Origin of the sequence: Rufibacter radiotolerans, from assembly GCF_001078055.1 — a bacterium.
Lineage (GTDB): Bacteria > Bacteroidota > Bacteroidia > Cytophagales > Hymenobacteraceae > Nibribacter > Nibribacter radiotolerans.
In genome coordinates, this window is sequence record NZ_CP010777.1 from 233,356 (window position 1) to 254,893 (window position 21,538).

Annotated in this window: 21 protein-coding genes and 1 riboswitch; of the genes, 12 read left to right on the forward strand and 9 right to left on the reverse strand. The window is 51.7% G+C overall.

Features of this window, described 5'->3' with window-relative positions:
* Positions 1–66: 66 nt before the first annotated feature.
* Positions 67–630: a hypothetical protein gene (locus TH63_RS00905; RefSeq protein WP_156180279.1), complete on the reverse strand. Its 564-nt coding sequence runs from the start codon at positions 628–630 to the stop codon at positions 67–69.
* A gap of 254 nt (positions 631–884) precedes the next feature.
* Here TH63_RS00905 and TH63_RS00910 point away from each other — a divergent pair, with 254 nt between their 5' ends.
* On the forward strand, positions 885–1,208 hold the full coding sequence (locus TH63_RS00910; protein WP_048919265.1) for a hypothetical protein: 324 nt from the start codon (positions 885–887) through the stop codon (positions 1,206–1,208).
* A gap of 92 nt (positions 1,209–1,300) precedes the next feature.
* Here TH63_RS00910 and TH63_RS00915 read toward each other — a convergent pair whose 3' ends face one another.
* From TH63_RS00915 to TH63_RS00925, 3 genes are all read right to left on the reverse strand, one after another.
* Positions 1,301–2,344 carry a YncE family protein gene (locus tag TH63_RS00915; RefSeq protein ID WP_197088613.1) on the reverse strand — a complete coding sequence of 348 codons (1,044 nt, stop codon included), beginning with the start codon at positions 2,342–2,344 and terminating at the stop codon, positions 1,301–1,303.
* Positions 2,345–2,391: 47 nt separating this feature from the next.
* Positions 2,392–4,287 carry a TonB-dependent receptor gene (locus TH63_RS00920; protein WP_048919267.1) on the reverse strand — a complete coding sequence of 632 codons (1,896 nt, stop codon included), beginning with the start codon at positions 4,285–4,287 and terminating at the stop codon, positions 2,392–2,394.
* 144 nt (positions 4,288–4,431) lie between these two features.
* A riboswitch (cobalamin riboswitch) is annotated at positions 4,432–4,632 on the reverse strand.
* 419 nt (positions 4,633–5,051) lie between these two features.
* Positions 5,052–5,522: a hypothetical protein gene (locus tag TH63_RS00925; protein WP_048919268.1), complete on the reverse strand. Its 471-nt coding sequence runs from the start codon at positions 5,520–5,522 to the stop codon at positions 5,052–5,054.
* Positions 5,523–5,752: 230 nt separating this feature from the next.
* Between TH63_RS00925 and TH63_RS00930 the strand changes: the two genes are divergently transcribed.
* The 3 genes from TH63_RS00930 (at position 5,753) to TH63_RS00940 (ending at position 7,602) form a co-directional block, all read left to right on the forward strand.
* Complete coding sequence (locus TH63_RS00930; protein ID WP_048919269.1) at positions 5,753–6,412, forward strand: DUF4919 domain-containing protein; 660 nt, start codon at positions 5,753–5,755, stop codon at positions 6,410–6,412.
* 107 nt (positions 6,413–6,519) lie between these two features.
* A complete protein-coding gene (locus TH63_RS00935; protein WP_048919270.1) occupies positions 6,520–6,969 on the forward strand; it encodes a hypothetical protein in 450 nt (149 codons plus the stop codon).
* Between the two features lie 12 nt (positions 6,970–6,981).
* The gene (locus TH63_RS00940; RefSeq protein WP_048919271.1) at positions 6,982–7,602 is read left to right on the forward strand and encodes a DNA-3-methyladenine glycosylase; all 621 of its coding nucleotides are present in this window, start codon (positions 6,982–6,984) and stop codon (positions 7,600–7,602) included.
* Between the two features lie 301 nt (positions 7,603–7,903).
* Here the strand turns inward: TH63_RS00940 and TH63_RS00945 are convergent, their stop codons facing one another.
* A complete protein-coding gene (locus tag TH63_RS00945; RefSeq protein ID WP_048919272.1) occupies positions 7,904–9,091 on the reverse strand; it encodes a THUMP-like domain-containing protein in 1,188 nt (395 codons plus the stop codon).
* A gap of 160 nt (positions 9,092–9,251) precedes the next feature.
* Here TH63_RS00945 and TH63_RS00950 point away from each other — a divergent pair, with 160 nt between their 5' ends.
* Both TH63_RS00950 and ahcY read left to right on the forward strand, forming a co-directional pair.
* Positions 9,252–9,953 carry a DUF4397 domain-containing protein gene (locus tag TH63_RS00950; protein WP_048919273.1) on the forward strand — a complete coding sequence of 234 codons (702 nt, stop codon included), beginning with the start codon at positions 9,252–9,254 and terminating at the stop codon, positions 9,951–9,953.
* 187 nt (positions 9,954–10,140) lie between these two features.
* Positions 10,141–11,448, forward strand: coding sequence for an adenosylhomocysteinase (gene ahcY / locus TH63_RS00955; protein WP_048919274.1), 1,308 nt, complete (start codon positions 10,141–10,143; stop codon positions 11,446–11,448).
* A gap of 515 nt (positions 11,449–11,963) precedes the next feature.
* On the opposite strand, the gene TH63_RS00960 is transcribed toward ahcY, so the two are convergent.
* Positions 11,964–13,496 carry a glycosyltransferase family 2 protein gene (locus TH63_RS00960; RefSeq protein WP_048919275.1) on the reverse strand — a complete coding sequence of 511 codons (1,533 nt, stop codon included), beginning with the start codon at positions 13,494–13,496 and terminating at the stop codon, positions 11,964–11,966.
* Positions 13,497–13,661: 165 nt separating this feature from the next.
* On the opposite strand from TH63_RS00960, the gene TH63_RS00965 reads away from it, so the two are divergent.
* The 5 genes from TH63_RS00965 to TH63_RS00985 all read left to right on the forward strand — a co-directional run bounded on the left by TH63_RS00965 (position 13,662) and on the right by TH63_RS00985 (position 16,794).
* The gene (locus TH63_RS00965) at positions 13,662–14,258 is read left to right on the forward strand and encodes a sigma-70 family RNA polymerase sigma factor (protein ID WP_048919276.1); all 597 of its coding nucleotides are present in this window, start codon (positions 13,662–13,664) and stop codon (positions 14,256–14,258) included.
* A gap of 30 nt (positions 14,259–14,288) precedes the next feature.
* On the forward strand, positions 14,289–14,564 hold the full coding sequence (locus tag TH63_RS00970; RefSeq protein ID WP_048919277.1) for a hypothetical protein: 276 nt from the start codon (positions 14,289–14,291) through the stop codon (positions 14,562–14,564).
* A 21-nt stretch (positions 14,565–14,585) separates the two neighbouring features.
* Positions 14,586–15,170 carry a guanylate kinase gene (gene gmk, locus TH63_RS00975; RefSeq protein WP_048919278.1) on the forward strand — a complete coding sequence of 195 codons (585 nt, stop codon included), beginning with the start codon at positions 14,586–14,588 and terminating at the stop codon, positions 15,168–15,170.
* Positions 15,171–15,172: 2 nt separating this feature from the next.
* Positions 15,173–15,751 (forward strand): nicotinate (nicotinamide) nucleotide adenylyltransferase, encoded by a 579-nt coding sequence (gene nadD / locus TH63_RS00980; protein WP_048919279.1) that lies wholly within the window; start codon positions 15,173–15,175, stop codon positions 15,749–15,751.
* 635 nt (positions 15,752–16,386) lie between these two features.
* Positions 16,387–16,794: an STAS/SEC14 domain-containing protein gene (locus TH63_RS00985; protein ID WP_048919280.1), complete on the forward strand. Its 408-nt coding sequence runs from the start codon at positions 16,387–16,389 to the stop codon at positions 16,792–16,794.
* A gap of 104 nt (positions 16,795–16,898) precedes the next feature.
* Here the strand turns inward: TH63_RS00985 and frr are convergent, their stop codons facing one another.
* The 3 genes from frr to TH63_RS01000 form a co-directional block, all read right to left on the reverse strand.
* Positions 16,899–17,462, reverse strand: a complete 564-nt coding sequence (gene frr / locus TH63_RS00990; RefSeq protein ID WP_048919281.1) for a ribosome recycling factor — start codon at positions 17,460–17,462, stop codon at positions 16,899–16,901.
* Between the two features lie 114 nt (positions 17,463–17,576).
* Positions 17,577–18,284 carry a UMP kinase gene (pyrH, locus tag TH63_RS00995; protein WP_048919282.1) on the reverse strand — a complete coding sequence of 236 codons (708 nt, stop codon included), beginning with the start codon at positions 18,282–18,284 and terminating at the stop codon, positions 17,577–17,579.
* Between the two features lie 87 nt (positions 18,285–18,371).
* Positions 18,372–18,866, reverse strand: coding sequence for a biotin/lipoyl-containing protein (locus TH63_RS01000; protein ID WP_048919283.1), 495 nt, complete (start codon positions 18,864–18,866; stop codon positions 18,372–18,374).
* Positions 18,867–18,946: 80 nt separating this feature from the next.
* On the opposite strand from TH63_RS01000, the gene TH63_RS01005 reads away from it, so the two are divergent.
* Positions 18,947–21,478: a M1 family metallopeptidase gene (locus TH63_RS01005; protein WP_048919284.1), complete on the forward strand. Its 2,532-nt coding sequence runs from the start codon at positions 18,947–18,949 to the stop codon at positions 21,476–21,478.
* The last annotated feature ends 60 nt before the right edge of the window (positions 21,479–21,538 follow it).

A 21,538-nucleotide genomic window follows, 5' to 3' on the forward strand; every position in this document is an offset into this window, starting at 1 on the left:
TTTCCCGGGTCTTTTGCTGAAAACAGGCCTAAAACGGCTGGTTTCCTTTTGTAAACGCAAAAAAAATTACTCGCCTTTCTTGGCGTCTTTCACGTCATCTGCCAGGCTGGCGTCTCCTCGGTAGCCTTCCAGCGTGCTGGCGTTGGGCTGGTTGTTCCTGAACTCCTTATCAGAGCTGTCGGCGCCGCGGGTGTCTGAGCTATTGGCGTTAGAGCCCTGCGGGCTATTGGCCTCTGGATGGAACTTGGCTTTTTTGGCGCCGCCGCCGTGGCCTTCACTTGACGGAACGTTCTCGCCGCGGGTGTTATCGGCGCCGCCCGGTACCGGACCATCCTGAAAATGTGGTTTGTTAGTGCTTTCCTCGGTGCCTTGGTTACGCATGCTGTTGGGCCGTCCGCTTACGCCCGGGCCTGTGCTGCTGTTGGGGTTTTGAGGATGCTGGTGGTCCATGTGCTCCTGATCCTTGCGGGCGTGGGGGTGCGACTGCGTTTCAGGGGAACCTTCAAACGGAGGGTTATTATTATGGCGGTTGCTGTTGTTGAGGTTGTCATCCTGGCTTTGGATGTCCTGCCAGCTATTGTCCTGGTTGGGTCTGTTTTGTTTCGGGCTGTTATCGCTTCCTTTGGTCATGGCTCTTTCTCCTTATGGTTAAATAGTTTGAGATATTGCTTCTGCTCTGGCTATAGGCGCAGAGTACACTCTTGTACGGTGGTGGTAAAACTTTGGGTTAGGAGGAGTCTCAATTCTGCACCCAGTGCAGCTGGTTTATTAGAATAGGAACAACAGCCAGGGGTGGTTAACTCAAAACCAGAGAAGCGCGTACTACCTGCTACAAGGCAACTACCGCATACTTGCCGCAGACTGTTTAAACAGAACTTACTACCATGAAAAAGCAAATAAAGACCTGTAAACGCCTTGCCTATACATTACTTGTAGGAGGCGCCCTGCTAACCGGTACCGCCGCCTGCAGCACCGGCACAGATAAAGGGGAAGTGAACGTAGAGGAAAGCGACTTTAAAGACAAAAGCCCCACTGAGCATAACGCTGAAGGCACCTCAGACAATACCGAGGACGTGAAAGACGAGCGCAACCCTGCCAACCAGAAGATCTATGATGAACAGCAGGAGAAAATGAGGAACCGCAATGACAGTACCCAGGAGCAAGGGTTTGGCGCTGCGGCTAAGACCCAGAATAAAAAAGACCAATAGTCTCTTGATTGCATTAAACAGAAAAGCCTGCCTCTTAAGGGGCAGGCTTTTCTGTTTTGGGGCTATTTTTCGAAAAACGGGCCTAAAACAGCTTATCTGAAATAAAAGCCGTTGGGCAAGATACGTACCTGGAACGAGTCAATAGCGGCTCCGCCGGTAGGCTGATAACGCACGGCCCAGCCATTGGAAGAATAACCGCCCACCCCTAGGTAGAGCGTTCCGGTTTCGGGGTCAATGCCCAGGCCGTAAGGGTCGCGGTGCAGAAGGGGGGTAGTGGAGGCCGCGGTGGCGCTGGTAGACATGGCATATAGCTTGCCGTTGTAAGAATAAAATAAAGTGTTTTTAGCGCCATTAATCACCAATTGCCCGGCGCTGCTGGTTCCTGCCGGGAAGTTGAAAGTGGTAAGGGCATTATTATTGGCTGGGTCGATTTTAACCAAAGCCCCGGGACCGGAATAACCGCCTCTTAAAACCCAGATTTTATTGTTGCCATCCAGCACCAGGTGTTTGGGGGCTTGTCCTACGGTAAGGGTGGTTTCCACTTCATCAGAGGTGGTATTGATGACCGAAACCGTGTTGCCATCACTGTTGGCCACGTATAGTTTTCCGTTGTAAAGCAACAGTCCTTCCGGCAACAGACCTACGTTAATGGTTTTGGTAACGGTGTTGGTAGCCAGGTTCAGGACAGATACCCGGCCCGTGCCGGTATATCCCTGAAAGCCATACCCCACATATTCGGTCACGTAGGCTTTGGTGGCATTAAGGGCCGCCATGTACCGGGGAATTTTCAAGCCATTGATTACGCCAACAGAGGCAAAGGTGTTGGCATTGACTACCTCAATTTTCTCACTGTTGTTCACCGCTATATAGGCCTTGTCTCCTACAAACATTATGGACTGGCCGGCATCGCCCAGAGGACGGCCGTTTACTTGTTTGAACACTTCTGGCGAAAAGGTCTTAGCATCGCGGGAGAGGTAGCTCACCTCAGAGGTAGGGGTGCCAAAGCCGCCTTCGTTCAGGATAAAGACCCCTTTTTCATAGGCGCCCTTTGGGGCTTCATTGGGCTCGTCCTCCTTGTCGCAAGAAGTCAGGAAAAGGCCTCCCAGCAAAAGGAAGGGAAGATACTTTTTAAGCATGGGTACTTTCATAGTTGATGGTGGATAGAAGAAGAAAACATATTGAATTAAGGGTGTGTGGCCCATTTAAGGGAGAGTGATAGCCTGAATGAACGGGACGGCATAGCCCGGAACGCCATGGTCTGGTAGGTGGTATTGGTAAGGTTCTGCACATGGGCCATGAGTTGCGCCTCCATAGTGCGCCAGGTAAAGGCCTTTCCCAGACTGGCATTGGCCAGGGCATAGGCAGCAAGCCAGTTGTTGTTGTCATTATCTGAGAAGCGCCTATCAGTAAAGGCGGCATCCATAGACAGCCACCACGTCTGGAACCGAGCTTCGGCCCAGCCGGCTACCTTGTGTTTGGGCACATAGAAAAGTTGGCGGTTGATGAAGTGCGCCCGCGCGTCTGGCAGTTTCTGCTGCGAGATGGTGTAGGCATAGGCGGCCCCGGCAGACAAGGCTGTTTTCTCTGATGCCTGGTAATGCCAGCGCGAATCCAGTTCGGCGCCATGCCCCAGCACCTGACTCAGGTTGACCGGCTCTGAATAGCCGGCCGTGGCGGGTTGCCATTGAATCCAGTCCTGCACCCGCAGGCGGTAAACGGTGGCCTCTGTTTTTCCAGTGACGGCTTTTCGCTCGTACTGGTGCGCCAGCCCGGCTTCATATCCCCAGCCGTTTTCGGGCTGTAAGTTAGGGTTGCCGCCGGGGCGCCAGAAACGGTCATTGAGGGTAGGCACCCGGTAGCTGCGCGACACGTTGGCTTTGGCGGTGAGGGTGTGCTGCGGCGTTTGCCAGATATGGTAGTTGGCGCCCAGCGTGGGGGTGAGGGGAGGGTTAAAGCCTTTCACCCAGGCCTGCCGCAAATTCAGGCTCAGTTGCAGTTGGGGCAGCGGGTCATACCTTAGCCAGCTGTAGACTGAAAAGCGCTGCTCCTGAATGGCGCCGCCGTACTCCTTCATATTGGCCTGGAACAACTGCCCTTCCGCGCCCACCTGTAACAGCAGGTTTGGCCGCAGTGCCCGTTCATGCTCCAGCTGGCTTTGGTAGGTATGTACCTTGGAGAGGGAAAGAACCCCATCGTCCTGGAAATCCAGGCGGTCCTGGAAGTAGGCGACCCGGGCGGTGGTGGTGCCTCTGGCCACCTGTCCCTGCCATTCGCCCATCAGGCGCAGGTTCTCATCATGCTGCCGGGCGTGGGTATTGGCGCTGCCCATGGAAGGCTGTATTTGCCGGTCGGTCTTCACGTACCATCCCCTCACAGAAACCCGGTGGTCTTGATTGATTTTATAATGCAGGTCCTGGGCCAGGCTGGTTTGCGAGAAGGCGGCGTTCTGCTGGGTTTCATAGGGCTGACCGAAGACGGCAGTATTCCGGAATCTAAAATCATTATCTGCCGCAGTGCGCGTAAACGAGGAGGAGAGCGCCAGGCGGCCATTGGAAAAAGCGCCCTGGGCGGCGGTGCGGCGGTGCCCGAAACTGCCCGCTTCCTGCTGTACCTGCACCTGCCGGAGCGGTCGGAAAGACGCCGGGTTTTCCAGCACCACGGCCCCGCCCAGAGAGCCGCTCCCGTGCAGGGCGCCGCTGGGCCCGTGCTGCAGGTGCACCGTGGCGTTGGCCGACGGCGGCAATAGCGCGAAATCTGAGAGACCCAACGTAGGCAGCGCAATGTTGAACCCGTTCCAAAGCACGGCGGTGTGGCTGGCGGTGGTCCCCCTGAACGCAACGGTAGCGGTCATGCCGTTGCCATAGCTCTTGAGGTACAGGGGGCTGCGCTGCTGGAGCACCTCGGCCAGGGTAATGCCCGGCTGGCGCTGCAGCAAAAGGGAGTCAAGCGTCTGGGTGCGGGAACCGGCGGCATATTTTGAATACCGGTTGCCCGAAATGGTTATTGTCTGTAGTTGCACCGTGTCTGGCGACACCGCCTGGGCCATAGCCGACGGCAGAGACAGAGCCTGGGCAGCCATACTCACCAACGCGCATAAAACAAGACAACGTACCATATCCTCGGCCAATAGCAGAGGAGACCAGAACGAGAGAAATAAACGAAAACGCCAGCCCACTTGAAGGGGCCACCATCCTTGCTGCTTTTTTTCCCGAAAGCCTCCAAGTGTGTATGTAAGACGTTGGCAGGTCTCCTGGCTCTCTTCTCCGGCCCGGCCTTCCCATCTGGCAAAGCAGACAGTGGCGTATGGTGGGCAGAATGGGTTTGAAGATAACAGTTGCGGGTACAGCTCAGGTATTACACCTGATTCCCTTTTAAGACCGCACGGCAGAAAGCCAGGGCGGTCACCAATATCAGGGGCAAAGGTACGGTAAGTTTGGAAAGTGCGCTATAGCGGACCCAGGAAATTTAAGAAGAGGCGTTTTGGGGCTGTTTTGGCAAAAACAGGCCAGAATTAAGTTTATCGGAAAAAGAAAAAGGTTGTTCCTAACAGAGCATTGGCTATAAATATTAGGAGCGCTTTAGAGGATATTTCAAGCGCATAGATTTTATTGATTCCTAATAAACCTGTGATTAAGGAATTAAGGATAATGATCAACGCTGTCCAAAGAAGCGATAAGTAGATCATAGCTAGAAACCTTGAAAAAAAGGCTTCAGGTAGACTATTCAGCTGTTCTTGGAATTGCTCATAACTTCCAAGGGAAAATACTGAGGACAGAAACAGAATAGAAATGCTACCTGCTGTTATTAGAAGGATGTTGAAAAAATGTAGACCCTTCACTTACGCTAATCTTTGTACACCACGGGGCTGCATTGGCTGAATGGGACCGGCGCCTCCATCGCCAATCGGTGGGTTTTGATGAATTCGGCCATGAGCCGCTGAAACTCGGCTTGCTTCTGGGCGTCTGCCTCTTGGGGGTTAAAGTTGAACAGGTAATAGTCAATAGTGCCGTCTGCGTTAAAGTAGAAGCGGTTGAAGGCGCGGGTAGGTTTGCCCCAGGTAAAGCCGTTTTGCCTGAGGTGCCGGCCCAGTTCCTGCAACAGCTGCTGGTAGGCCGCCACCAGCTTCTGCTGGTCTGGTCCGGTGAACACCGCCAGGGTAGAATCTTCATGCACCGCGCTTTTGTATTGGGCATCCAGTAGCTGCATGGAATAAGCAGTACCTTCGGCCTGCCGGAAAGAGGACACCACTTTCTGGGCCTGGGTCACGGAAAACGCCCCTACGGAGAGCAGGAGTAAGAGGATAGTTTTTCTCATAGCGCAGCTTGTTTTACCGGAAGATAGGGTTTTTACCCTTGCTGCGGTAAGACTAGGGCTGAACTTCCGGAAAGAAATTACTTCCGTTTTAGGCCTGTTTTAGCCAAAACAACCCCAAAACAGCGTTAGTATAGGCAAGGCTTTTCAAAGGCTTGCAACTTTTTACAACGGGCGCTAGTTTTTAGCACTGTATTTGCGCTTACCGCCACATTACCTTTGTACGTTCCTCCATGAAACAATTTTTGCTTACCGGCCTCCTTTGCCTGGCGTTACTGGCCTCTTCTGGGGCCCAGACCATTTCCAAGGTAAACTTTGACGCCATCAAAAAGGCTATTGCCTCGCCTAAGTCAAAACTCTACTACCCCACGCTGCTCAAGCGGTATCACGCCAATGATACCCGCCTCACCCTGGATGAATACAAGCACCTGTATTATGGCTGGACGTTCCAGACCGGCTACAACCCGTACCGGCCCAATGACAAGTCTGATGACCTGAACGAGATGCTGCTCTATGAGCGGTTCATGGATATTGTAACCACCGGCAATAAGATTCTGGCCGTTGACCCCTTCAACCTGGACGTGCTCTACCTCATGCACATGGCCTACGGCGAGATGAACAAGAAAGTGGAAAGCCAGAAATACCTCACCAAGTTTGAGGGGCTGATGGCGGCCATCAAGGCCAGCGGCAACGGGCGCTCCCCGCAGACCGCGGTGGTGATCAACGCGCCCCGCGATGAGTATATGTTCCTGACCGTGGTGAACCTTCGGCAGAAGGGAAGGGCTGTGTTGCTGGAAAACAAATACGAACAGGTGAACCTGCAGACGCCCAATAAGCTCAACCTCACCGAGGTCTATTTCAACATTGAGAAAGCGATTGCCAAGAAAAGATAAGCTCACTTTTTAGCGGCGGAATTTTGCCGGGATACTTGTTCTATTGTACAGGTCATCCCGGCAATTTTAGCTTTCTTGCCACCCAGTCCACTGTTTTTGCCCTGTCTATGAAAAAACTTCTGCTTTCTATGTTGGTGCTTGCGGCGTTAGGGACGGCCTGCCAATCCGGCAAGGATAATAAAAAGGAAGGCGCTGCGGCTGATGAAAAGGCAGAAGTAGCGCTTTGCGAGTTCACTTCCACAGACTCGGCCACGGCCGTCAGCCGGTTAACCGGTAAATGGGAGTTGAAGGGCGTGCAGACCAACTACATGGGCGCCCGGGAGGACGAGTTCTTGACCGGTGCGCAAATCACCGAGGCCTCTACCATCATTTTCTTTGAGAACGGCGAGTTTGAGCAGTATGTCAACGGGAAACTTCAGGGCGAACGGCAACCCTACAAGATTGTAGGCCAGAGCCTCACGCCCGTGGGCTACCAGTTCTGGTTCTGTGATGAGAAAACGCTGGTGCTCAACAACGTGGTAGCAGACGGCGCCACCGATGTCTACGTGAAACAATAACGTCCCTCTGCTATGCCAGCGCCCCGCAAACTCCCAGATGCTTTCTTCGCCCGCCCAGACGTGGTCACTATTGCGCAGGAACTCATTGGCAAGTACTTCTTCACCAGCTTTGACGGCATCTTGACCGGCGGTATGGTGGTGGAGACCGAGGCCTACTCCGGAGACAATGACGCGGCCTGCCACGCGCACCTGGGCCGGCGCACCAAACGTACCCAGATCATGTACGAGCACGGCGGGGTGGCTTACGTGTACCTCATTTATGGCATTTATTCCCTCTTCAATATTGTCACCAATACCGAAGGCACCGCCGATGCCGTGCTCATCAGGGCCATTGAACCCACCGAAGGCCTGGAAGAAATGAAGCTCCGCCGCGGCCTTGACAAAATAGAAACCCGCCTTACCGCCGGCCCCGGCCTGGTCACCCAAGCCCTGGGCATCTCCACGCACCACAACGGTACCCACCTGCAAGGCAGCGAGATCTGGTTTGAAGACCACGGAAAAGTGATTCCGGAGGAAGAAATAGTGGCCGGGCCCCGGGTTGGCGTGGCCTACGCCGGTGCAGATGCCCTGCTTCCCTGGCGCTTCAGCCTCAAAGGCAGCAAATGGGTGAGCAAAGCAAAGCCGAAGTATTGATGTATTGCTGATTGTTAATTGCTGGTTGTTTTGAGGTTATTCCCCTGGCGCGAGTCTCCAGACTTGTGACTATGGATGCTGGTAGTCTCCAGACTACCTCACTGCACAGCAGCGAAACCAGTACATTAGCCTTTCTTTTCAAAAGGTTATAAGTCACGGAAGTAAATCTAGGGCTGTAGGATTGAAAGTTAACCGTGGCTCCAGGCGAGTCTGGAGACGCGCGCCAAGAAAGGTCTAGCGAAAAAACCTCAGCCTATAATCTGCGAGTATTATTAACAATCAACAATTAGCAATAAAACAATCAATTCACTTTCCTGCCCAATATCAGAATAGGCTTATTGTGCATGTCCGTAGTGGCAAACAGATAATCATTCCCGCCTTCCTTCAGTTTTAGCTTATCTCTTAGCTGGGCCACTGTTAAGGGGTAATTGCGTACCGTGATGTTCGCTTTTTTATTGGGTAGTAGCTGGTGCAGTTCCTTAGCATTGGCTTTTGGTTTGGCCGTGATTTCAAAAATACGGCCCGGAAACGCTGCCTGCAGTTCTGTGGAGGTATAGAGGTGGCTGTTTCGGTGTAGCTTCTGCACTTGGTACTCTTGTGACAACCATTTAAAGGCGCCCGCTTTCAGAAGGGCCGTGTTGGGTTCATACAGATAGGTGAGCGGCTCAGGGGCGTACACGGCAGTGGCCTGTTCTTCCTGCAATTTGGTAAAACTGACTTCCAGCGGCTCCTGGCCCGGCCGAAGGTTCACGGCGGTAATGACCGGTTCCTGGGTTGTATCTGACGTGATGAGGTACAGCACTTCCTTCACCTCGTTCTGCACGGCCACTACCCAAATGTGTTGCACGCCGGTCAGGTCTTGTAGCGCCAGGTCAATGTCTAGCATGGGCGCCGTTTTGAGCAGCACCGCTTTGGCCTTCTGTAACAGCGCAGGGAGCAGGCCCAGCACGTCTGGCTCACAGTCCTGGAGCAGATGCACCCGTTCCTGGCTCTCGCCCCGGCGGGCGGGGTCCAGGTAAATCACGTCCAGTTGAGCAGGCAAGGTTTCTAGGAAATCCTCGGCCTCGCCGGAAACCACCTGTATGTTTTCTATCCCCAGTTGCTGGTAATTATTGGCCACCACCTCGGCTAATTCTGGCTGCCGCTCCACGTAGGTCACCTGCCTGAAACGTTGGGCAAAGGAATAGGCATCTACCCCAAACCCACCGGTCAGATCAGCTAAGGTTTCCCCAGAAATAAGATTGGCTTTGTAGGCCGCCGTCAGTTCAGAGGAACTCTGCTCTACAGACAGGTTCGCCGGGAATACCAGGCTCAGATTCGCCGCCCAGGCAGGAATCTTGGTTTTCGCTTTCTGCCGGGCCTTTATCTGCTGCGCTAGTTTGGGCACGTCTATCCCCGGCCATTTCTTGGCCTGCAGCATCAGCTTGGCTGGATCTTGCTGGAGGTTTTTTTGAAGGAATTCTTGCTCCTCCGGAGAAAAAACGTGCATAGTAGGGTCTGGTGAGAGGAAGGAGGCAAAGATACAGAATTGAGCAAGCCGCTACCGAATAAGTATTGTTTAAGGTTTTGATATAAATCGTTAAACAAACTAGTGGTGAGGTAGTTATCTAAGGGTGAGTCCTTATTTTTTAACTTAATGTAGTAGCCGTATGAAAACGTGGATGAAGTTTTGCCTGATGGCAGTTGCTCTGCCTACCCTGCTCCTGACCAGCGCCTGCGAAGATGATGATGACGATGTGATGACCATGGACCAGAAAGCCAATGTCATGGTGGTGCACGCGTCGCCCAACGCCCCTTCGGTTGATTTATATGTAGACGGAACCAAAGCCAACACCGCCGCGCTGGCCTACCCAAGAAATACGGGGTATCTGCAGGTGCAGGCCGGAACCAGAAACGTGAAAGTAACCCCTGCCGGTGCCAGCGCCACCAATGCGGTCATAGATGCTAACCTGACCCTAGCCGCCAACATGAATTACTCTGTGTTTGCTGCCGGTCCGGTTACTGGTATTTCTGCCCTGGTGGTGGAGGATAACCTGGCTGCGCCTGCCGCCGGAAAAGCCCATGTGCGGTTTTTCCATTTGTCGCCAGACGCCCCAAGGGTAGATGTGGTGGTGCAAGGAGGAGGTGACCTGTTCTCAGACATAGAGTTCAAGGAAGCCACCGCATTTACCCCGGTCAATGCAGGATCCTATACGCTGCTGGTGCAGCCGGTGAATACCAACACTAATGCGGTTACCGCCACCGTGAACCTGGAGGCGGGCAAGATCTACACCATTTTCGCCAAAGGATTCCTGAATCCGCCGTCAGGCAATACAAATACCCTGGGGGCCGAAGTGATTGTGAACAAGTAAAGACTTTCCTGATTTGAGTTACCCTGGGCCCGCTAGTGTAAGCGGGCCCTTCTATTTCGTTTTAGGGCCGTTTTCTCTAAAACAGCTCTAAAACGTGCAGGGGCGCGCCGTGTAAACCGGGGTTTCCGTTGAGGATGATAAACTTATTGCGTACCTTTGCGGTTCTTCTGTAAAAACCTGAACTACAATGGTAGAAACGTATTTGAAGTACAAAGTAAAAGATATTTCCCTGGCTGAGTGGGGAAGAAAAGAGATTAGATTAGCTGAATCTGAGATGCCAGGTTTGATGGCCATCCGTGAGGAGTTCGGTCCCAGCAAACCATTGGCAGGCGCGCGTATTGCCGGCTGTCTGCACATGACTATCCAGACTGCGGTTCTCATTGAGACCCTGGTGGAGTTAGGTGCTGAGGTTACCTGGTCTAGCTGCAACATTTTCTCTACCCAAGACCACGCTGCTGCTGCCATTGCCGCCGCTGGCATCTCTGTTTACGCCTGGAAAGGTATGAACGCAGAAGAATTTGACTGGTGCATTGAGCAGACCCTTTTCTTCGGGGAAGACCGTCAGCCCCTGAACATGATCCTGGACGATGGTGGTGACCTGACCAACATGGTGTTTGACAACTACCCAGAGCTGGCTGCCGGTATCAAAGGTTTGTCTGAAGAGACTACCACCGGGGTGCACCGTCTGTACGAGCGTATGAAAAACGGCACTTTGGTGATGCCCGCTATCAACGTGAACGACTCCGTGACCAAGTCTAAGTTTGACAACAAATACGGCTGTAAAGAATCTTTGGTAGACTCTATCAGAAGAGCTACGGATGTAATGATGGCTGGTAAAGTAGCCGTTGTGGCTGGGTACGGTGACGTAGGAAAAGGTTCTGCCGCTTCGTTGCGTGGCGCCGGTGCCCGCGTGATTGTAACCGAGATTGACCCTATCTGCGCCCTGCAAGCCGCCATGGATGGTTTTGCCGTGAAGAAAATGGAGAATGCCATTCCGGAGGCTGACATAGTGGTCACCGCTACTGGTAACTTCAACATCATTAGAAGCGAGCACTTCCTGGCCCTAAAAGACAAAGCCATTGTCTGCAACATAGGTCACTTTGACAATGAGATTGACATGGCCTGGTTGAACGAAAACTACGGCCATACCAAAGATACCGTGAAACCACAGGTAGATCTGTACACCCTGGAAGGCAAAGACATTATCATCCTGGCGGAAGGCCGTTTGGTGAACCTTGGTTGCGCCACTGGTCACCCGTCTTTTGTGATGTCTAACTCTTTCTCTAACCAAACTCTGGCCCAGCTGGAGCTTTGGACCAATTCTGAGGCCTACGAGAACAAGGTGTATACCCTGCCTAAGCACTTAGATGAGAAAGTAGCCCGTCTGCACTTAGCTAAAATTGGCGTAGAGCTGGAAGAACTGTCTTCTGAGCAAGCTGCCTACATTGGTGTAGAGGTGCAAGGACCATTCAAGCCAGAGTACTACCGTTACTAATCATACCGTTTCCGGGCCGTTTTCCGGAAAACAAGGCAAAAACGCCCGACTTCTACCAAGAAGCCGGGCGTTTTTATTTGGAGTCATGTTGTACAACCTCTGTTTTGACAGCCCAATCTTATCCTTTGGTAACCCAATCTACTTTCTATCTTTTGTCATCCTGAAAGGACCTTGTGGGCGAACTAGAAAGGCTTTGACTAAAAGCTCTACCATAGTTAACAGGTTTTCCATTGCCCTCTTCTTCATCCCCATTGAAGAGGGTAGGGGGATGGTTACTCGTGCAGATGATTCTCGGCAACGCCGGGGATTGCAAATCCCCTTTTCCAAACTTCCGGATTACAAATTCGGAAGAGCGTGCTATGGTACTTTCAACCTGCAAAATTATACCTCCCGCCGTTGTTGGTGTTCTCATAGACACCTTTAATAGCTGCTCTTCCTGCAAACCATAAAGAAAGCTGGTTACAAACTTAAACTACAGCGGAGAGCTTCTCGACCTGTTCCTACGGCAAAATGCTTTATCCCAAATATTGATTAATACCCTTCTCGCACCAAGTGGCTTTTTGGGCGATGGCATCTGCCAGGATCTTGTCGTTCTCCGCTAGAGAAGTACGAGCATTCTCTGGGTGATAGAGGTGGTAGCCCACGCCGCCGAAGGGTAGGTTCCTGCGTTCTACGCCGGCATTCAGCAACCTGATGGCAAATTCGCTGTCTTCGCGGCCCCAGCCGGTAATAGCTTCATTAAACCCGTTTACTTTCAAAACATCATTTCGCCAGAAAGCCATATTGCAGCCGCGTATGGCCTTGATATCAGAACGCTTTTTAGAGGCAAGTTTGGCAAGCACCCCAGAGGAGACGGCGTTAAAACGGTTAATGATTCCTTTGGAGAAGGGCGTGAGGTGCCATTCCTTGGTCTGCAGAATCTGTTGGGTAAGGTCTTTTGGTAGCAGGACCCGCTTGCCCTGAATGAAGGTGTTGAAGCCGGCCATACGCTTGTGGCTTTTCACAAAGTCTGGGTGCAGCACCATGTCGCCGTCAATGGAGAGGATGTATTCACCGGTGGCAAGGGCCATGGCTTTGTTCCGGATAGCGGCCAGCCTAAAGCCCGTGTCTTCGTGCCAGCAATGGCGTAGTGGCACAGGGAAATCCTGCTGGTAACGTTCTATCAGGGCCCGGGTCTCCCCGCGGGAACCGTCATCGGCTATGATTACCTCGGTGGGCAGTTCATGCTGCCGGGCCACGCTTTTCAAAACCACTTCCAGAGCCTGGGGCCAGTTGTAGGTAGAAATAATGAGGCTGGTGGTCATGCTTCGGTTGGCTTCGTGCAGTTTCAGGTATTTGTAAAAGGCCCCGTTAGCGTTAGAAGCCGAGATTAAAAAGCCTTCAAACCCGTATAGAAACCCGCGCTTGAGAAAATAATTCCGGAAAAAGGTCCAGGCGCCTTTGTAGGTGGCGGTGAACGCCGAGGACTGCTTTTTGAACCGGTTCTCATGCGCAAACAGGGTGGTGTATTGGTTGAGTTTCTGCAGCAACTCGTCAGCGTTCTTAAAAGAATAGTGCTTTAATATGCCTGGCAGGGTTTCTATCGTTATAGAAGTAGTGATAATGCCTTCGTGGACCTCGCGGTTGGTAAAGCCTGTGGTTTTGCGGTTGAACAGCCGTAGCACGTAGTCGTTTTCCCAGCCGCAGGCGTTAATGAGCTTCTGCCCATAATAGTTGTGGCGCAGGAACCGGTAGGCCTTGTTCTCTTGTAGCGGGTGGTGTAATATGCTCTGCACCAACTCAGGAGATAGTACCTCGTCACTGTCTACAGACAAAATCCAGTCATGGGTGGCGTAAGAGGCGGCCAGGTTCTTAAGTGGCCCAAAGCCAATGAACGGCGAATGGAAGACTTTCACGTTGGCAAACTGCCGGGCCACGGCCACGGTATCATCCGTAGAGCCGTTGTCCAGTAAGATGACCTCCGGGAAAGCGGTGAGGGCCGCCAGGCAACGCGGGAGCAGGTCTTGGCTGTTTTTGGCAAGAATAGTGAGGGAGATGGGCTGAGACATGCGGCGCAGAAGGTGAAATAAAGCGGAAGGCGCTCAAAAAAGTAGCCTTTCTGGGGGCAAGTGTAAACATCTGCCCAAATATTCGTACGTACCTATGTATATTTAATTTCTATATTTGCGTATAGGTACCTTTATCATAAGTGTAAAAGTACAAATTTAAGAGCAATGAGCGAACAGAGAGGGAATACAATGAGCAAAGAGGAAAAGGACGCCCGCTTTGAGGCGGAACTGATGCCAGTCATTTCCCCGCTCTACAACTTCGCCTTTCGTCTAACCCTGGACGAAGATGATGCTAATGACCTGGTACAGGAGACCTATCTAAAGGCCTATCGTTTCTTTGATTATTTTGAACCCGGAACTAATGCCAAAGCCTGGCTGTTCCGCATCCTAAAGAACTCGTTTATAAACGACTTCCGGAAAAAGAGCAAACAACCCGCCAAAGTAGACTACTCTGAGGTGGAAGGTTACTACAATTCTGAAGACGTTGATGCCGAGGGAGATAGCTCTGGAGGTACCACAGATTTGCGCATGGAAAGTGTGCAGGACCTGATTGGCGATGAGGTGGCGGGAGCCTTGAACTCATTACCGGTAGACTTCAGAACGGTAATCATCCTCTGCGATCTGGAAGGGTTTACCTATGAGGAAATGGCCAAGATTCTGGACATTCCTATTGGTACTGTGCGGAGCCGCTTACACCGGGCCCGCCACTTCCTAAAGGAGAAGCTGGAGAAATACGCTAAGACGATGGGTTATAATAGCTAACAGGAATTAAATATGAGGGGAACTACTACAATGACAGAGGAATTGATGGGCGATAACGCCAAAGGGGAGAGCCATGATCCGGATTGTGAGAAGGTGAAAGGCGTATTTGAAAAGTGGCTGGAAGGCGCAGCCACCAAAGAGGATGAGGATTTTCTGGCCGAGCAGTCAGACGAATGCTCTCCGTGCTTTGAAAGTGTAGACAAACAACGCGTGTTTGTCCAGTTCCTACAGGCATCGTTACGTCAGCCAGGTACTCCTGCCTCCCTCGCTGACACCATTAAATCAAAGATCCACCAAACAGCTTAGTCATAAGCTTCCATACCTAGGATGCAAGGTAAAATCATTATATTCTCGGCTCCTTCCGGGGCCGGCAAAACAACAATTGTCCGTCATTTAGTAAACGTTCTCCCAGAGCTAAGTTTTTCTATCTCCGCCTGCACCCGCGACCGCCGCGGCCGTTCAGAAGTAAACGGCAAAGACTATTATTTCATTACCCCAGACGAGTTTCGTGAGAAGATTGTGCACGAGGAATTTGTGGAATGGGAAGAAGTCTATGAGGGCGCCTTCTACGGCACCCTTAAGTCTGAGATAGAGCGCATTTGGTCAGAAGGCAAGCACGCCATTCTGGATGTAGATGTAAAAGGTGGCTTAAGCGTGAAGCATTTTTACGGAGACCGCGCCCTTGCGGTATTTGTAAAGCCGCCTTCCATTGAAGAACTTTCCAAGCGCCTGGTGGCCCGTAACACAGATTCTGCCTCCAGCATCTCCAGCCGTATTTTCAAGGCCAAGTTTGAACTGAGTTTTGAAGACCAGTTTGATGAAGTGATTGTAAATGAGAACCTGGAAGAAGCCTTTGTGAAAGCCGAAAAACTGGTGCGGGACTTTATCCGTCCAGACGAACCTATAGTATAGCCATGCGGGTAGGGCTGCTCTTCGGTTCTTTTAATCCTATCCATGTAGGTCACCTTATTCTGGCTAACTACATGGCTACCAACACCACCTTAGACACGGTCTGGTTGGTGGTAAGCCCGCAGAACCCGTTCAAGCCCAGCAACAGCCTCTTACATGAATTTGACCGCCTGCACATGGTGCGGCTGGCCATAGCCGATAACGCAGACTTGGGCGTCACGGACATTGAGTTCCGGATGCCCAAGCCTAGTTATACCATAGACACTCTCACGTACCTGAAGGAAAAATACCCCACCTACCAGTTTGTACTCATTATGGGCGAAGACAACCTCGCCACTTTCCATAAATGGAAAAATTATGAGCAGATTCTGGAGGAGTACGAAATACTGGTATACCCCAGGCCCGGTAGTGCGGCTATCCCTTTGGCCTTAAAGGACCATCCTAAAATTACGCTGGTACCGGCGCCCCTGCTGGACATCTCGGCCACCTTCATCCGGAAATGCCTCAAAGAAGGCAAGTCCACCCGCTATCTGCTGCCAGAAGCGGTGCAAGACTACATCCAGGCCAAAAAGCTATACCTCTAAAGGGTGATTACCCGAAAACTGTTTTTTTAGCAGATAGTTGGTTTGACTTCCATCTCCCGCAGTCTATCTGCATTTAACTTCCTTTAGCCGTGACTTCCGGTGGCAAAGTACTTGCTGACCTTTCTGATCTGTAGTTCTGCTGCTTCATTCTATATATGAAATGGCAGGATAATTAGTATGCCTTTTCTCCTCTGTCAGCTTGAAAAGTAAAGTTTAGGCCTGCAATAGGCTTACCTACTCTCCTTTGTCATCCTGAAAGGATCTCGGTTGTGAACGGTAATGACGCCAGAGTAAAGGCTTCTCTAGTTTGCCCACAAATCTTTACAGAATGACAAGATGTGTGGGTTTCTTGGTCTAACTTCTTAAAGGATATTCCCAGGAAATGGGAGAGTCACGGTAGAACCCTTCTCAGAATTCCTTCAACAATAGATCATCTTAATCATCTCAATTTATCCGGATCTCAGGCTGTGGGAAATTTCTTAAAACCTAAGTGTGCAGCTTTCCGTAAATACGAAGTTGTTCTTTTTGTTCTATAAGAAAAGTGCAAATTTAAAAGGGGTAAATACTTGAGATACTCGAATAAGTACTGTAATTTGCTCAACCTATCAGATTAATCGTCTGTTTTAATCTTTCTAATGAGCGTCCTTATTTTTCAAGATACCTACCTTTCTCTTTACCATGATGACGCACTGTCCTGCATTTATGCCGACTGGATTGGGTTCCAGACGCTGGCTACTGTGCAAGAGGGCTGTGAGCGGTTACTAGAAGAGATGGTGCAGCACAATTGCTTTAAGATACTGAATGACAATACCCACGTAGAGGGAATCTGGTCCAGCGCCGCCGAATGGGTAGGAACCGACTGGTTTCCCCGGATGCGGCAGGCCGGCATGAGCTGCTTCGCCTGGGTGTACTCACCCAGCATGTTCAGCCGCCTGTCAGCGGATAAGTCCTTAAGGTTTACCTATGACACTACCGGCATAGAAGTATTTGAGAACCTGGAGGCTGCCAAGGCCTGGCTATCAAAACCTACGCTCAATACCTAAAAATAATTTGCGGCCTGACCCTAAAAGCAGAAGCCCGCTCTCATTGGAGGGCGGGCTTCTGCTTTTAGGGTGTTTTAAGAAAAACAGGCTATAAACGCCTTTTCTTAGATGGTCATGATCTCGGCCTCTTTCTTAGAAAGCAACTCGTCCAGTTTTACAATGTAAGAGTCAGTAAGCTTCTGCACTTTGGCTTCGGCGTCTTTTACCGCATCTTCAGAGGTGCCTTCTTTCTGGAGTTTTCTCAAAGACTCGTTCACGTCCTTCCGGATGTTACGCACGCGAATCTTGCCGCTTTCGGTTTCGTTTTTGGCTTGTTTCACCAACTCCCGGCGGCGCTCTTCGGTTAACGCAGGAATATTGAGGCGTACGCCGTCGGCTTCCATGTTAGGGGCCAGGCCCAAGTCACTGTTCTTAATGGCTTTGCCAATCTCGGCCACCATGTTCTTTTCCCAGGGCTTGATCATTAAGGTACGGGCGTCTGGTGTCATTACGTTGGCTACCTGAGAGAGTGGGGTAGGAGTTCCGTAATAATCTACGCGAAGGTCCTCCACCATGGCAGGAGAGGCTTTACCCGCTCTGATCTTGGTTAACTCAACGCTAGTGTGCTGCACCGATTTCTGCATGGATTCCTCGGCCTCGCTCAAATAAAAATTAATTTCCTCGGTCATTGGGTTTTCTGATTTAGAAAGATGACTAAATGGTACCGCCGCAGCAAATGCCAAAGGCGGCGCTAATTTCTCACTTTATTCTGTAAAATCCGCGGCCTGGGCCGAAGGTAATGCTTACATAGATACTTGGGTGCCTATTTTCTCGCCATTGATCAACCGGGCCAGGTTGCCGCGGGTATTGATGTCAAACACCACAATTGGCAGGTTGTTTTCCTTGCAAAGGGTAAACGCAGTCATGTCCATAACGTTCAGGCCTTTTTCAAAAACCTCTTCAAACGTAATGTCTGTGTACTTGGTAGCGGTGGGGTCTTTCTCTGGGTCTGCAGTGTAAATGCCGTCTACGCGGGTGCCTTTCAGAACCACGTCTGCCTCAATCTCAATGGCGCGCAAGCTGGCGGCAGAGTCGGTGGTGAAGTACGGGCTACCAATACCGGCCCCGAAAATCACCACGCGGCCTTTTTCCAGGTGGCGCAGCGCGCGGCGCCGGATGTATGGCTCACACACCTGCTGGATGTTGATGCCAGACAGTAAACGGGTGTACACGCCGGCTTTCTCCAGGGCGCTCTGCAGCGCCATGCTGTTGATCACGGTGGCCAGCATGCCCATGTAGTCGCCCTGCACGCGGTCCAACCCTACAGACTCGGCCTGCACTCCCCTGAAAATGTTGCCTCCGCCAATCACCACGGCCACCTGGGCACCCAGGTCAATGGCAGACTTAATTTCTTCGGCGTATTGCACCAGCATGTTGGTATCAATGCCATACTGCTGCTCGCCCATCAAGGACTCTCCGCTGAGCTTCAATAGAATTCTTTTGAATCGCATGCTTCTTATATTATGGAAAAGTAAATAACAAGTGTATGTATATGTTTTGGGCCTGTTTTGTGAAAAACAGGCCCAAAACGGAAATCCTTAAAAAACTATGAGAACCTGGTTCTTCTCTACGTTCTGCCTCACGTTTACCTTAACGGCACTGACCACGCCGTCGCCTGGCGACTTGATGATGTTCTCCATTTTCATGGCCTCCAGAATAAGGATGGGGTCGCCTTTCTTTACTTCCTGCCCCGGCACTACCTTCACCTCCAGAATAAGGCCTGGCATAGGCGCCTTGATGTCGTTCACCTTCTGGACAAGGGCCTCGCCCATGCCCAGGCTTTCCAGCAGCAGGTCCATCCGGTCCTGCACCTGCAGCGTATGCAGGTTACCGTTTATCTTAATCTTAAAGGTTTTGGTCTCCAGATTGTTCTCTACCAATTCAGCGGTGTAAGACTTGCCGTCTTTGATAATATGGAAAGAAGTGGGAGTGAGCGGGAGCAGGTCCCAGGTAAAAGGAGTGTTGTTGAGAAGAATCTGGTTTTTCTCTAGCACTACTTGCCACTGAGCAGTAGCCGATTTTACCTGTAGCATGTGGGCAGCGTTAATAACTGTAAATACCGTATGTGTGAATAAATTCACAACTTGAGTCCTCAAAGTTAATAAATCATTACATGAATCACATCCTTTCGCGCGGCTTCTTGCTTATTCTTATGGGCGGCTCCCTCTGGGGCTGTGCCGCAGAGAAACCGGCCGCCCCTGCTGCCACCGCTGAACCTGTCTCGTCTACCCAGGACACCACTGCCACCGTAGCGGGTCCCCGGACCAGCAAAGGCCCGTACCAGGCATCGGCAGAGCGGCTCATAGATTTGGTGCATACTACCTTGAAGGTAAAGTTTGACTGGGGAAAGCAGCACCTGCTGGGGGAGGCCTCCCTCACGCTTAAGCCGTATTTTTATCCGCAGGACTCTGTGGTGCTGGACGCGAAGGGATTTGCCCTTCACCAGGTGGCCCTCCTGAAGGGCAAGCAGGCCACGCCCCTCAAATACGCCTATGACCAAAGCCGCCTTACCATTTACTTGGGGAGGACCTATACCCGCCAGGACACACTGCAAATTTTTATCTCCTATACCGCCAAACCCAATGACCTGAAGGTGAAGGGAAGTGAGGCCATCTTAGCTGATAAAGGCCTGTACTTCATTAACCCGCTAGGCACCGACAAAGACGTGCCCCAGCAGATCTGGACCCAAGGCGAGACAGAGGCCAATTCGGCCTGGTTCCCGACTATTGACAAGCCCAATGAGAAAATGACGCAGGACCTCTTCATTACGGTGGAGAACCGGTTCAAGACGCTTTCTAATGGGTTGCTGGTTTCCAGCCGAAATGAGAAAAACGGGCTTAAAACGGACCACTGGCGCATGACCAAGCCCCACGCCCCTTATTTGGTGATGATGGCCATAGGGGAATACGCCGTGGTAAAAGACAGCTGGCGGAACAAAGAAGTGAGCTACTGGGTGGAACCGGCCTACGCAGGCACGGCCAAGGCTACCTTCGGCCGGACGCCGGCCATGCTGGAGTTTTTCTCCCAAAAACTTGGGGTGACCTTTCCTTGGGAAAAATACGCGCAGGTAGTGGTGCGGGACTTCGTGTCTGGCGCCATGGAAAATACCACTGCTTCTACCTTTATGCAGGCCCTGCACCAGGACCGCCGCGAGCTGCTGGACAAGAACTGGGACCACATCATCGCGCATGAGCTCTTCCACCAATGGTTCGGGGATTTGGTCACCACCGAGTCCTGGGCTAACCTTCCCTTAAACGAGTCCTTCGCGGATTACTCAGAATACCTGTGGGCCGAACATCAATATGGGCCAGACGAAGCCGCCCTTACCCACCAGACCGCCTTGCTGGAATACCTAGGCGAGGCGAAGACCAAGCAGGAGCCGCTTATCCGGTACCATTACCTGGATAGGGAAGACATGTTTGACAGCCATTCCTATGCCAAAGGCGGGCGGGTCCTGCATATGCTCCGGAAGCAGGTGGGCGACGAGGCCTTCTTCGCGGCGCTCAAACTTTACCTTACCCAGAACCAGTACGGCACGGTGGAGGCAGACAAACTGCGCCTTGCATTTGAGGAGGTAACGGGCCGGGACCTGAGGCCTTTCTTCCAGCAATGGTTCCTGATCCCGGGCCACCCAGAGTTAAAGGTTACCCATCAGTACCAGAACGGAAACCTTACCTTACAACTAACCCAGACCCAAGACACCCTTAGGAGCGCGGTTTATAAATTCCCTTTAACCGTAGCGCTCCTGCAAGCGGGTAAATGGAAGGAACAGGTAGTGCAGGTGGAAAAGGCCAGCCAAACGTTCACCTTTCCCATGGCCGCCGCCCCGCAGGCCGTGGTCCTGGACCCCCGCCAGGATTTGTTGGCTAAGGTGGCCCATGACAAGACCATTCCAGAGTGGGCGGCCCAATTCATGAACAGCAATTCGTTTGCAGCCAAGGCTACCGCCCTGGAGGAACTGCGAGACACTGCGCATGTGCAAATTGACCAAGTGTTATTAAAGGCCCTCAAAGACCCGTTCTGGAAAATAAGAGCCACCGGCCTGGAGATGATGATCACCACGGAGGCCATGCAAAAGCCCGAAGTGCAGGGACTGATAGAGGAGATGGCCCAGCAAGACAAGAACAGCAACGTGCGGGCGACGGCTATGTATGCGATGAGCACCTTGGCCGGGTTGCCCAAGGAAATAATAGAGAAAGGCCTTCAGGATAGTTCTTACCAGGTGGTGAGTGCCGCCATCTTTGCCTGGAACCGCGGCAAGCACGACCCCGAAAGGTTAAAGCCATTCCTAAGGTATAAGAACCCGGAGGTGGTGAATGCGTTGGCGGCAAGTTTTACGGATTCCCAGCAAGAGGAGGTTTACGCCTGGTTTCTGGAAAATGGCAGAAAAATGAGAGGAAGCGACCTGTATTACTTCATCCAGAGCTTCGGGGCCTTCCTCTTGAAAAAAAATATTGACCAGCAGGAGAGGGGTTGGCAGGCCTTGGTAACCATAACGGAGCGGGAGACCCAAGAGATAGTGAAACAAACAGCCTTTCAAATGCTTACGCTCATGGCAGAGACCCAGGAAAGGAAAGAAACCCTGCTGAACATGGCCCAGAAAGACGAGAAACTGCAGCAAATTTTGAGCACCCAACTGAAATGATTTGAAAAATATTTCACGAAATGTTTGACACGGAACAAAAAGCCGTTAATTTTGCATCTC